General features: G+C 72.5%; 11 protein-coding genes. 4 read left to right on the top strand and 7 right to left on the bottom strand.

The window, feature by feature from the left end; genetic code table 11:
* Nucleotides 1-6: 6 nt before the first annotated feature.
* Entirely contained in the window at nucleotides 7-174 is a 168-nt protein-coding gene (locus tag ACGFJ2_RS12225) for a hypothetical protein (protein WP_357955905.1), read from the bottom strand.
* Between the two features lie 20 nt (nucleotides 175-194).
* Here ACGFJ2_RS12225 and ACGFJ2_RS12220 point away from each other — a divergent pair, with 20 nt between their 5' ends.
* Entirely contained in the window at nucleotides 195-821 is a 627-nt protein-coding gene (locus ACGFJ2_RS12220; RefSeq protein WP_393468517.1) for a hypothetical protein, read from the top strand.
* Between the two features lie 45 nt (nucleotides 822-866).
* On the opposite strand, the gene ACGFJ2_RS12215 is transcribed toward ACGFJ2_RS12220, so the two are convergent.
* Complete coding sequence (locus tag ACGFJ2_RS12215) at nucleotides 867-2036, bottom strand: MFS transporter (RefSeq protein ID WP_393467423.1); 1170 nt, start codon at nucleotides 2034-2036, stop codon at nucleotides 867-869.
* A 73-nt stretch (nucleotides 2037-2109) separates the two neighbouring features.
* Between ACGFJ2_RS12215 and ACGFJ2_RS12210 the strand changes: the two genes are divergently transcribed.
* From ACGFJ2_RS12210 to ACGFJ2_RS12200, 3 genes are all read left to right on the top strand, one after another.
* Complete coding sequence (locus ACGFJ2_RS12210) at nucleotides 2110-4743, top strand: ATP-binding protein (RefSeq protein WP_393467420.1); 2634 nt, start codon at nucleotides 2110-2112, stop codon at nucleotides 4741-4743.
* Nucleotides 4744-4809: 66 nt separating this feature from the next.
* A complete protein-coding gene (locus ACGFJ2_RS12205) occupies nucleotides 4810-6150 on the top strand; it encodes a DNA-3-methyladenine glycosylase 2 family protein (RefSeq protein ID WP_393468515.1) in 1341 nt (446 codons plus the stop codon).
* Nucleotides 6147-7319 carry an MFS transporter gene (locus ACGFJ2_RS12200; protein ID WP_393467417.1) on the top strand — a complete coding sequence of 391 codons (1173 nt, stop codon included), beginning with the start codon at nucleotides 6147-6149 and terminating at the stop codon, nucleotides 7317-7319. Before ACGFJ2_RS12205 ends, ACGFJ2_RS12200 begins: the two co-directional genes overlap by 4 nt.
* On the opposite strand, the gene ACGFJ2_RS12195 is transcribed toward ACGFJ2_RS12200, so the two are convergent.
* The 5 genes from ACGFJ2_RS12195 to ACGFJ2_RS12175 are packed head-to-tail and all read right to left on the bottom strand — an operon-like array spanning nucleotide 7264 to nucleotide 12178.
* Nucleotides 7264-8082, bottom strand: coding sequence for an ABC transporter ATP-binding protein (locus tag ACGFJ2_RS12195; protein ID WP_357955898.1), 819 nt, complete (start codon nucleotides 8080-8082; stop codon nucleotides 7264-7266). The two genes, ACGFJ2_RS12200 and ACGFJ2_RS12195, sit on opposite strands and share 56 nt — an antisense overlap.
* Nucleotides 8079-8870, bottom strand: coding sequence for an ABC transporter ATP-binding protein (locus tag ACGFJ2_RS12190; protein WP_393467414.1), 792 nt, complete (start codon nucleotides 8868-8870; stop codon nucleotides 8079-8081). The genes ACGFJ2_RS12195 and ACGFJ2_RS12190 overlap by 4 nt, the downstream gene beginning before the upstream one ends.
* Complete coding sequence (locus ACGFJ2_RS12185; protein WP_357955894.1) at nucleotides 8867-9679, bottom strand: ABC transporter permease; 813 nt, start codon at nucleotides 9677-9679, stop codon at nucleotides 8867-8869. The genes ACGFJ2_RS12190 and ACGFJ2_RS12185 overlap by 4 nt, the downstream gene beginning before the upstream one ends.
* Nucleotides 9680-9716: 37 nt before the next feature.
* Nucleotides 9717-10682 (bottom strand): ABC transporter permease, encoded by a 966-nt coding sequence (locus tag ACGFJ2_RS12180; protein WP_225292399.1) that lies wholly within the window; start codon nucleotides 10680-10682, stop codon nucleotides 9717-9719.
* Nucleotides 10682-12178 carry an ABC transporter substrate-binding protein gene (locus ACGFJ2_RS12175; protein WP_393467410.1) on the bottom strand — a complete coding sequence of 499 codons (1497 nt, stop codon included), beginning with the start codon at nucleotides 12176-12178 and terminating at the stop codon, nucleotides 10682-10684. Before ACGFJ2_RS12175 ends, ACGFJ2_RS12180 begins: the two co-directional genes overlap by 1 nt.
* Nucleotides 12179-12240 lie beyond the last annotated feature (62 nt).

The raw sequence follows: 12240 nt of genomic DNA, 5'->3' as shown, positions 1-12240 counted from the left end.
GCGTTGTCACTTTGTGAGGTGGTCTTGATCGCCCGCCTCGACGCGGTCCCGCAGTCGTTGTTTGATCTCTTCGGGGGTGTAGGCGCGGCGGCGTCGTTCGGCCCGCGCGATCGCCACCCCGGTGGCCGCGACTCCCGCGACCCCGGCCAATCCGAGTACCTTCCACCAGCGCATGTGCCTAGGCTAACGGTGTGCTGACTCTCGACGAGGCCGTGAGCCTGACCAGGACCGGTGATCTGTGGGTCTTCCGCGGGCGCTCGGTGCCGGACCGCGCCATCCAGACGATGACCAACAGCCCGATCAACCACGTCGGCATGGCGATCGTCGTCGAGGACCTGCCGCCCATGATGTGGCACGCCGAGCTCGGCAGGTCGCTGCCCGACCTCTGGTCGGGCAGCCACCAGCGTGGGGTGCAGCTGCACGACCTGCGCGACGCGGTCACCGTCTGGGCCAACAGGTACGGACAGCGCGCCTGGCTCCGCCAGCTCGAACCCGAGGCGACCCCCGAGATGGAGGACGCGGCCCTGCGTGCGGTGGCCCGGCTCGACGGCACCCCGTTCCCCTCCACCGCGAGATTGGCGGCCCGCTGGGCCAGGGGGCGGATCCCGCAGCTGCGGCGCCGGCTGGGGGAGAGCACCCTGGAGAGCGCCTACTGCGCCGAGATCGTCGCGATCACGTACGAGGAGATGGGGCTGCTGCCCGGTGGGCGCCGGCCCAACTGGTACGACCCGGGCCGGTTCTGGAGCGGCGACTCACTCGACCTCGTAGGTGAGCACAAGCTGGGCAACGAGATCACGGTGGGCGTCGAGCGGGCCGGTTGACCCGCGTTTTCAGCGGTGCGTCGTGGCGCGGGTTTGCCGCAGTCTTCAGTGGTGCGTTGTGGCGCGGGTGCGTCGCAGGGCCAGTGGCAGGGTGGCGGCGACCAGCGCCGCGGTCACGGCGAAGCCCACGGGGTAGCCCGTGTGCCCGATGAACAGGCCGAACCCCATCGCGCCCACACCCATCCCCGCGTCGTAGGCGAGGTTCCACAGGGCACTGACCGGACCGGCGGGGCCGCGTTCGAGCATCAGCGCCAGCGTGGCGTTCTGCAGCACCCCGAACCCGAGGCCGAACAGCGCCATCCCGGCCACCACCGCGACCGGCTCGGCGGACCAGACCTGGAGGGCGACGCCGACGGCGGTGACGAGGACGCCGGGCACCAGCAGCCGCTCCGAGCCGTGCCCGTCCCCGACCTTGCCCGCCCACCAGCGCGCCAGCGGCGTGCCGAGCGACTGGGCGAGCAGCGCGCCCGAGGCCAGCTCCGGCGACCCGGCCAGCGGCAGGAACGTCACCAGCACGCCGACGGCCAGCGTGACGGCGGCGAAGATCAGCGTGGGCCGCACCTGGCTCCGCAGATCGAACGTCCCGGCGGGCTTGGCACCAGGCCCGGTGGTGGGCGCTGCGTCGGTCTCTGCGGCGGGTCTGAGGGCGGGCAGTCCGAGTACCGCGACCAGTCCGGCCAGCGGGATCAGGCCGCCCACGACGAGTACCGGGGTGAAGCCGAGCACTCCGGCCGCCCATAGGCCCAGTGGCAGCCCGATGACCGACGGGACACCCACCGCCACGCCGTACAGGCCGAGTCCCTCGCCACGCCGTTCAGTGGGCACCAGTTCGGCCGCTAGCGCGGTGCCCGCGACGACCAGGATGCCGAGCCCGCCGCCGCGCAGCAGGGCCACCGTGAGGATCAACGGCAACCCCGCCGAGAGGGGGAGCAGCAAGGAGGGCAGGCCGAGCAGCACCAGACCGAGCGCCAGCACGGCGCGGTAGCCGTACCTCGACAGCAGCCACGGGACGGCCAGCTCCAGCAGGACCGTGGACAGCATCATGGCGCCGGTCGTAAACCCCACACCGGACTCGCCCGCGCCGCCTGACGCGGCGTAGAGCGGCATGGTCGCGAACAGCAGGTAGAACCCGAGCAGCCCACCGGCCGCGGCGGCCATGGTCATGAGCAGCGGGCGGGTGAGCAGCGCGCCAGAAGGGGCGGGGCGGGTCAGCATGCTGCCAACGGTGCCGGAGTCGCGTCCTAGGCACATCCGGCATGATGCGTAGCCCCCTCTTCATAATGGTGCTGTGTTCGTCGGACGTCAGAAGCAGCTCGCCGCATTGGCGGCCGCCCTGGAGCGCACACCGGGCGCGGTGCTCGTCGTGGGAGAGGCGGGCATCGGCAAATCGGCCCTGGTACGCGAGTTCACGCGCGGCGTCGACGCGCTGGTGGCCGAGGGCGGCGCCGACCCGGGGACGGCCCTTCAGACGGCGGCGGCGCACGGCGTTCAGGCCGGTGTGCATGGCGTTCAGGCGGGCGTCCATGGCGTTCAGGGCGGTGTGCCGTATGCGGTGTTCGTGCCGGTGCTGCGCCGTCTGGTCCGGGAGTACGGTGCCGGGCTCGTTCCCGGCGGTGGTCGGAAGGGGCTGGCTCGGCTGCTGCCCGAGCTCGGCGAGCTGGAGGAACACCCGGAGCTGGGGCGGGCTCGACTGTTCGAGGAGGTGCTGTTGCTGGTCGAGCGGGCGGCCGAGCGGCGGCCCGTCGTCCTCGTACTGGAAGATCTGCACTGGGCCGACCAGGCCAGCCGCGACCTGCTGGTGTTCCTGCTGCGCAACCTGACGCGGCCCGGCGTGCTGGTGATCGCGACCTCGCGCGAGCCGCTGCGCCTGCCCATGGCCGAGGTTCTCAAGGTCCCGCCACTGGGCCGCGACGAGGTGGCGCGCATGCTCGGCGGCAGCGAGGGTGAGCAGGCCGACATCGACCGGATCGTGGCGCGTAGTGAGGGCAACCCGCTGTTCGTGGAGGCGCTGGCCGACGCGGGCACCGCTACCACGCCCGCGTCGCTGCGCGAGGTGCTGCTCGCCGGAGCCGAGCGGCTCGGCCGGGCCAGTCTGGACGTGCTGCGGATCGCCGCCGTGTCGTCGTCGGTGTCGCCCTCGTACGGGGGGAGCCGGACGCCGCACGAGGTGCTGCGGGCCGTGGCGGGACTTGACGACCTGGTGCTCGACGAGGCGCTGCGGCCGGTCGTACGGGCTCGGCTGCTGCTGGTGGACGGGGACGGCTACGTGTTCAGGCACACGTTGATCCGGGACGCCGTCTACGACGACCTGCTGCCGGGGGAGCGTATCCGGCTGCACACCCGCTGCGCCGAGGCGCGGCCCGAGCTGGCCGCCGACCACTGGTACGCGGCGGGCGACCGGCGCCGCGCCTTCGAGGCGGCCTGGCGGGCGGGCCGGTGGGAGCGCGTACTGGAACTGTGGGAGCAGTCCGACTCACCTGATGACGGTTCCGACGGCGGTATGGATCACGCGGCGGTGCTGGAGCTGGCCGCCAAGGACGCGCTGCACGTGGGTGACGCCGAGCGGGCCGAGGAGCTCGCGAGCCGGGCGCTAGACGAGGTTCGCGACCCGCTGCGGGCCGCCCACCTGCTGGAGCTGCGCGTGGCGATCCGCGATCTGCTCGGCGAGGAGGGGCTGGCGGACCTGCGTGAGGCGATCCGGCTGGCGCCGCGCGAGGCCCGGCTGATCGGCGCCCTGGCCAACACGCTGGCCTGGAACGGCCAGGACGCCGAGGCCCGTGCCCATGCCGAGGACGCGCTGGCGCTCGGCGACTCCAGATCCCTGGTCACGCTGGCCGCGCTCACCGCGCTCGAAGGCGACCTGGCGGCCGCGTCGCGACTGCACGCCGAGGCGCGTGCCGCCGCTCCCGATGACGACACGGTGCTGGCCGCGTACGCCGGCGAGGCCGACGTGCTGGAGGCGGCGGGCGAGCACGCCAAGGCGGAGGCGGTCGCGCGCCGGGGCATGGCGCAGGCCAAGCGCCTGGGCATGGCCCGCTCGCGCGGCGCCCACATCGCCGCGAACCTGGCCGAACCCCTGGCCTCCCTCGGCCGCTGGAAGGAGGCGCGCGAGGTCATCGACGCGGCCCTGGCGCTCGACCCGCCGCCGATCCACCGGGCCTGGCTGCTGATGGTGCTCGGTACGGTCGCGGTCTGGGAGGGCGCGCTGGAGGAGGCGGCCGACGTTCTGGATCGGGCCAGGCCGCTGATGCGCGGGCGCTCGCGCGGCTACGACTCGTGCCTGGAGCCCGATCTGCTCGAAGGCAGGCTCGCCGTCGCCGCCGGTGACGTGGAGCGGGCCGGGCGGCTGGCCGACCACGTGCTGTCCGCGCACGACCTGACGCTCAGCCGCCGCTACGCCTGGCCGCTGCTCGTGATCGCCGCGCGTACGGGCCGGGTGCGCCAGGCGCCCGCGGGCATGGAGACGACGGGGCGGGTCCAGGAGGCGTACCGGGCGACGTTCGAGGCCGAGTGCGGGGGCTCGTGGGCGGCCGCCGTGGCCGCCTGGCGGACGGTCGGCCAGCCGTACGCGCTGGGACAAGCCCTGGTCAGGGCGGCCGAGCAGGATCCGGAGTCGGCACGCGAGCTGCTGCGTGAGGCCGCCGCCATCGCCGAGCGGCTGGGCTCGGCGCCACTGCGGCAGGAGGTCGAGGCGGCCGCGGCCAGCGGCCGGGTACGCCTGACGGCCGAGCCGGGGCTGTCGGCGCGGGAGCTGGAGGTGCTGGAGCTGGTGGCCGAGGGGCTGAGCAACAGGCAGATCGCCGAGCGGCTGTTCATCTCGGCCAGGACCTCGGGCGTGCATGTGTCCAACATCATGGCCAAGCTCGGCGTGGCCTCCCGGGTCGAGGCGGCGGCCCTGGCCCGCCGTACCGGGCTTCTGTAGCACTGTCGTTGACGTCCGATCGTGGCTAGCCGCCGCGCTCCGGGCCACGTCACAGTGGGTCGGGTGATGGATGCGGACAATCTGTACGCGGTGCTCAGGAGCCGCGATCGGCGCTTCGACGGGCGGTTCTTCGTCGGGGTCGTCACCACGGGCGTCTACTGCCGGCCGAGCTGCCCGGCGGCCATGCCCAAGCCGGAGAACCTGCGGCTCTACCCCTCAGCCGCGGCCGCCCAGCAGGCGGGCCACCGGGCCTGCAAGCGCTGCCGTCCCGACGCGGCGCCCGGCTCGCCCGACTGGAACCTGCGGGCCGACGTGGCCGGCCGGGCGATGCGGCTGATCGCCGACGGGCTGGTGGACCGGGAGGGCGTCTCGGGGCTGGCCGCCCGGCTCGGCTACAGCGAGCGGCAGCTGCACCGGCTCCTGCTGGCCGAGCTGGGCGCCGGGCCGCAGGCGCTGGCCAGAGCGCAGCGGGCGCAGACCGCGCGGGTCCTGCTGGAGTCGACGGGGTTGGGGGCGGGGGAGGTGGCGTTCGCGGCGGGGTTCGCGAGCATCAGGCAGTTCAACCAGACGATCAGGCAGCTGTACGGGCTGACCCCGACCGACCTGCGGTCCCGCACCTCCGGGCACCCCGCGACTGAGCGTGGGTTCGTGGAAGGGTCGCGGGCTGTCCGGGTCGAGGTGCGACTGGCCTACCGGCCGCCGCTGGACGCGGAGGCGCTGTTCACCTACCTGGCCGCGCGGGCGGTGCCCGGCGTCGAGGAGGGCGGGGCCGGGTTCTACCGAAGGTCGCTGCGCCTGCCGTACGGGACAGCCGTGGTGGGCGTGACGGACGGCGGCGATCACATGCGGTGCGAGCTGCTGCTGGCGGACGTCAGGGACCTCGCCGTCGCCGTGCGGCGGTGCCGGGTATTGCTCGACCTCGACGCCGACCCGCGCGAGATCGAGGAGGTGCTCGGCGCGGACCCGGTGCTCGCCCCGCTGGTCACGACCCGTCCGGGGCTGCGCGCGCCGGGCCATGTGGACCCGGCTGAGCTGGCCGTACGCGCGGTGTGCGGGCCGGGGAAGGAGCTGGCGGAACTGGTCGAGCGCTTCGGCGAGCCGCTGAGCTGCCCGGCCGGGGCCGTGACCCACCTGTTCCCGCCGATGGCGGCGCTGACCGAGGTCGTCCCGATCGCCGAGGCGCTGGTCACCGGGCGGCTCACGCTCGATCCGGGCGCCGATCGGGACGAGGCCGAGCGGCAGCTGCGCGCCGTACCCGGCGTGGATGAGCGGACCGCCGCCTACATCCGCATGCGCGCGCTCGCCGACCCCGACGTCTTCCTGCCCACCCAGCAGGTACGTCAGGCGCCCGCGAGCTGGCGCCCATGGCGCTCCTACGCCCTGCACCACCTGTGGGCCGCGGCATGACACTCACCGTTCTGGCCGCGCGGGACTTCCGCAGGCTGTGGATCGGCTCGTCCATTTCGCTGGTCGGCGACGGCATGACGCTCGTGGCCCTGTCCTGGCTGGTGCTTAACGGGCCGGGCGGCGTCGGCGCGCTCAGTCTGCTGGCCGCCTGCTACACCGCGCCGGTGCTGGCCGGCGGGCTGGCGGTGGGCCCGCTGCTCGACCGCTTCGACAAGCGGCACGTGCTGGCCGCCGACAGCCTGATCAGGGGCGTCGCGGTGGCCACCGTGCCGCTGACGGCCGCGCTGGGCGGCGTGCCGGGGTGGCTGCCGTTCGTCGTGGCGGCCCTGCACGGCCTGCTCAAGATGGTGCCCATGGCCGGTGTGCCCGCCGCCATCCCGGATCTCGTCGAGCCGGACGCGCTCGACCAGGCCAACGCGCTGGAGTCCCTGGCGTACGCCGTGTCCGGAATCGTGGGCTACGCCCTGGCCGGGACGATGATCGACGCCATCGGCGCGGCGAACGTCCTCGCTCTCGACGCGGCCAGCTATCTGTGCTTCGCCGTGGCCGCGCTGCTGGTCCGCACGCCGCTGCGGCCGCACGTGACGCCGGAGACGGGCCGGCCGCGCCTCGGCCACCTGCTGCGCGATCGGGCGCTGGTGCGCACGACGCTGGCGTTCATGGCGTTCAACATCGCCGAGGGCGCCCTGGTGCTGGTCGCCGGGCCGTGGCTGGCCAAGGATCGGTTGCCCGGCGGCCCGGCCACGCTGGCGCTGCTGCTGAGCGCCCTGTCGGTGGGCGAGCTGGCGGGCGGGTTCCTGGCCGGATCGTGGAAGCCGAACGTCAGCCGGATGCGGGCGATCGGGCTGGCGCAGCTCGTGGCGGCGGCCGGATTCCTGGCGCTGCTGGCCGTACCCGACCGGTGGGTGCTCGCGGCCGGGTTCCTGCTGATCGGGGCGGCGGGCGTGGTGATGACCGTCTGGGCCCAGTCGCTGCGCATGGAGCTGATCCCGCCCGCTCTGCGCGGCCGCACGTTCAGCGTGCTTCGTACGCTCATGCAGGCCACACCGCCGGTCGGCGCCGCCGCCGTGGCCCCGCTCCTGGCCGGCGGGAACCTCACGCTGACCGCCGTCCTCATGGCCGCTCTGGCCGGGCTGCCCGCCCTTCTCCTGCTCCTGCCGCGCGACTGAGCCGGGGCACGCTGTCGAGGAGCTTGCGCGTGTACGGGTGGGCGGGGGAGCCGAGTACGGCCGGGGTGGGGCCCTGCTCGACGACGCGTCCGCGTTCGAGCACCGCCGTGTCCCGGCAGAGGGCCGCCACCACGGTCAGGTCGTGCGAGACCATCACCACGGCCATGCCCCGGCTCTCGCCCAGCTCGGCCAGCAGTTCGACGACGCGTACCCGGGTCGAGACGTCCAGCGCGCTGACCGGTTCGTCGGCGAGCAGCACCTTCGGCTCGCAGACGATGGCCCTGGCGATCGCGATGCGCTGCCGCTGCCCGCCCGAGAACTCGTGCGGGTAGCGGCGCGCCGCGTCGGCGGGCAGTCCGACCGCCCGCAGCGCCTCGGCCACCCGGTCCCCCGCCTCGTCGCGTGAGCCGAGCAGTCTCAGCGAGCGCAGCGGCTCGGAGACGATCCGGCCCACGCGCTGCCGGGGATCGAGGGAGGAGTACGGGTCCTGGAACACGGGCTGCACGTTCCGCCGGAACTCGCGGCCAGTGGGCTCCCTGCCGTCGAACAGGATCCGGCCGCTGCTCGGTCTGGCCAGGCCGAGCAGCAGCCGCAGCAGCGTCGTCTTGCCCGCGCCGGACTCGCCGACCAGGGCCAGGCTGCGCCCGGGGGAGACGGCGACCGACACGTCGCTGAGTACGGGGGCCGCCTTCCGGTAGGCGAACCCCACGTCGCGCGCCTCCAGCACTACGCCGCCCCCGGATCCGGCTTCATCGGGGTTCATGGCGCCATCCGATCCAGCTCGCCTTCCAGCTCCCACGCGCTGGCCACCAGCGAGCGGGTGTACGCGTGGCCAGGCTCGTACACGATGTCGCGCACGCTGCCCGACTCGACCGCCACCCCCTCCTTCAGCACCACGATCCGGTCCGTGACCCCCGCCACGACGGCCAGGTCGTGACTGATGAACAGCAACGCCATCCCCCGGCTCGCGACCAGCCCGTCGAGCAGCGTCAGCACCTCGGCCTGGACGGTGACGTCCAAGGCCGTGGTCGGTTCGTCGGCGATCAGCAGCTTCGGCCGGCAGGCCAGGGCCATGGCGATGGCCACCCGTTGCCGCTGGCCCCCGGAGATCTCGTGCGGGTACGCCCGCGCCACGCGCTCGTCGAGCCGTACCTCGGCCAAGGCCGCCATGACCGCGGCGCGCAGCGGGCCGCCGCGTAGCCGCTGATGGCGGCGGAGCGGCTCGGCGAGCTGGTGGCCGACGCGCATCAGCGGATCGAGCGCCGTGAGCGGCTCCTGGAAGACGACGGCCGCCGCCCGGCCGCGTACCCCGTCGAGCTCGCCGTCACGTGCGCCGACGATCTCCGTGCCGTCCAGTACGGCACTGCCGTGCGCGGTCATGCCGGCCGGGAGCAGGCCCATGACGGCCAGCGCGGTCAGCGACTTGCCGGAGCCGGACTCGCCGATCAGGCCGAGCCGGTCGCCGGTGCCCACGGTGAAGGACACGCCGGTGACCAGCTCGCGGCCGTCCGCCCGCCGTACCGTGAGGTCATGGACGTCCAGCAGGCTCATCGGCTCCTCCGGCGGGTCGGGTCGGCCAGGTCTCTGAAGCCGTCGGCGACCAGGTTCACGCCCACGACGAGCACCACGAGCAGCACGCCCGGCGCGATGGCGCCGGTCGGCGCGGTGAGCACGGTGGCCTGAGCCTCCTGCAGCAGCCGTCCCCATGAGGCGTTCGGCGGCGGCGGGCCGAGGCCGAGATAGGACAGGGACGCCTCGGCCAGTACGGCCAGACCGAGCTGCAGGGCCAGGTTGACCAGCAGCGTCGGCCAGATGTTCGGCAGCACGTGCTCGGTCACGACGCGCGGCCACGATGTGCCCGAGGTACGGGAGGCCGTGATGTAGTCCTGGGCGAGCACCCGCTTGACCAGCACCCGCGTCAGCCGCGCGACGATCGCCGACATCGCCAGCCCGATCGCCAGCACGGCCGAGCCCAGTGACGCCTGGCGTACCGCGACCACCAGCATGGCCAGCAGCAGCGTGGGGAAGGCGATGAGGATGTCGAGCACGGCGGAGATCGTGTCGTCCAGCCACCGGGTCGCGAACCCGGCCAGCAGCCCGGCGGCCACCCCGAGCACGCCGCCGACCAGCACGGAGCCGAAGCCGACCGTCAGCGCGATGCGCGCGCCGACCATGAGCCGGCTGAGCAGGTCGCGGCCGAGCTTGTCGGTGCCGAGCCAGTGCGCGCCGCCGGGCGGGACGAGCCGGCCGCCCGAGGTGTCGGACGGGTCGTACGGCAGCCAGAACAGCGAGACCACGGCGACCGCGCACACCAGCGCCACCAGCACACAGCCGATCAGGAACGTCGGCGACCTCTTCACGCCCCGCCCCCGCTCCTCACGGCCGGTCTCCCGCTCCTCATGGCCTGCCTCCGGCGAGGTGGGCGCGGAGCCGGGGATCGACGAGCCGCTGTACCAGGTCGGCGGCGAACCCGATCACCAGCACCGCGAAGGTGCTGACCACCAGAACGCCCTGGATGACCGGATAGTCGTGCTCGGCGATGCCCTTCACCAGCATCCCGCCCAGCCCCGGCAGCGCGAACACACTCTCCACCACCACCGCGCCGAGGAACGTGGTGGCCAGCTCGATGCCGAGGATCGAGATGACCGGGACGGCCGCGTTGCGCAGCCCGTGCCGCCACATCGCGCCGACGAAGGACGAGCCGAGCGCCCTGGCCGTACGCAGATAGTCGGCGCCGAGCACGTCCACCGTGGCCGAGCGGACGTAGCGGATCAGCGAGGCCGACATGACCAGCGCGATCGTCACCACGGGCAGGGCCAGCGAGGTCAGCGCGGCGGCCGGGTCCTCCCACTCGTGCCGGGGGAACCCACCAGCCGGCAGCACCCGCAGCCGCAACGCGAACACCGTGACCAGCAGCATCCCGATCCAGAAGACCGGCACCGCGATGCCGAGCTGCGACACCCCGTTCAGCAGCGGCCCGTACCAGCGGTCCGCCCGGTAGGCGGCCAGGAAGCCGACCGGCACCGCGACCACCACCGCCAGCAGGAACGACAGCAGTGTCAGCGGCACCGTCACCACCAGCCGGGAGGCGATCTCCTGCCCCACGGGCAGCGTGCTGACGAACGAGGTGCCCAGGTCGAACCGGGCCAGCCCGCCCAGCCAGGAGCCGAACTGCTCGGGCAACGGCCGGTCCGACCCGATCTGGTGCCGGGCCGCCGCGATCTGCTCCGGCGTGGCCCCGACGGACAGCAGCGAGTTGGCCGGATCGCCGGGCAGCAGCCGGAGCAGCAGGAACAGCAGCGTCGCCGCCAGCAGCAGCGAGCCCAGCAGGAAGGCCGTCCGGCGCAGCAGGTAGCGCGCCATCAGCCCTTCTTGATGCCGTAGACGTAGAACTGCGAGTTCAGGCCGTTGATCGGGTAGCCCGACAGGTCCGACGACGCCACCACGATCTGCGGATAGAGGTAGAGCCAGTCGCTCGCCGCGTCCTCGGCGATCTGCCGGTTGACCTTCTTCAGCAGTTCGGTCTGCGCCTCGGTGGTCTCGGCCTGCTCGGCCTCAGTGACCCACTTGGTGACCTGCGGGTTGTCGTAGCCCCAGTAGAAGTCCGGGTCGCCGTACCAGACCACATCCCTGTCGTTGACGTGCTCCTGGAGGGTGGCGGCGAAGTCGCGGTTCTTGTACACCTTCGAGTACCACTCGTCGGCGGTGATGACGTTGATGGTGACGGTGATGCCGACCTTGGCCAGCTCGCTCTTGATGAACGCCGCCGCCGTGGGGTGCGGGTCGTAGTTGGGCGTGTCGAGCGTGAAGGCGAAGCCCTTGGCGTAACCGGCCTCGGCCAGCTCCTTCTTCGCCAGGTTCACGTCGTACGGGTTGACCTTGGTCAGGTCCTCGTACCATGGGTCGGTCGGCGGCACCATCGAGCCGATCAGGCTGCCGTAACCCGCCCAGATCGACTCCAGCAGCTTGGCATTGTCGATGGCCGAGGTGACGGCCTTGCGCACCAGCGGCTTGTCGAACGGCGCCTTCCGGTCGTTGAAGGCCAGCAGCAGCTTGGTCGTGGAATGACCGTCGCTGACCCGGTAATCCTTGTTGTCCTTGAACTGCGCGAGGGCGTCCGGGCTCTGCTCGCTGGTGACGATGTCGACGGCGTTGGTGAGCAGCGCGTTGTTCAGCGCGGTCGCGTCGGTGAAGTAGTGGAACACGACGCCCTTGTTCGCCGGCTTGGCGCCCCAGTAGCCGTCGAACCGGTCGAGGCTCAGCGTGGAGCCGCGCTTCCAGGCACCCAGCTTGTACGGGCCGGTGCCGTCTTCGGAGGTGGTGAGGTTCTTCGCCGCCGAATTGATGATCCACACGTAGCTGAGGTTGTAGACCAGCGAGATCGACCGGCTCGCCAGCTTCACCACCACGGTCGCGTCGTCCGGGGTCTCGATGCTCTTGACCGGCTTGAAGCCGCTCTTGCGCGCCGACTGCGAGTCCTTCGCGGTGACCTTCTCGATGCTGTATTTCACATCGGCCGAGGTCAGCGGCTTGCCGGAGTGGAACTTCACACCCTTGCGCAGCGTGAAGGTATAGGTGAGGCCGTCGGGGCTCACCTTGTGGCCCTCGGCGAGCAGGTTCTCGACCTTGCCGTCGTCGGTCAGCTTGAACAGGCCCTCGTAGACGTTGCCGTTGAACGCCTCCGTGACGCCCTGGCCGCCGCCGGCGGTGTTGTCGAGGTTCTGCGGCTCGTAGAGGGAGCCGATCTCGATGGTCGCGGCGGTTGGTGGAGCGGTGCTGGCGGTGACGCCCGACCCGGTGCCGCAGGCGGCGAGAGCTAGGCTGAGAGCGAGGGCCGCACCGACGATCTTGCTGGTCACGAGGATCCCTGACATTTAGGTACTAAATCGGTAGGTTTAGTAGATTATAGCCTCGGGGGCTT

The sequence above is a fragment of the Nonomuraea sp. NPDC049028 genome, assembly GCF_043197735.1.
Lineage (GTDB): Bacteria > Actinomycetota > Actinomycetes > Streptosporangiales > Streptosporangiaceae > Nonomuraea.
This window is presented reverse-complemented; position numbering and strand designations above follow the sequence as displayed.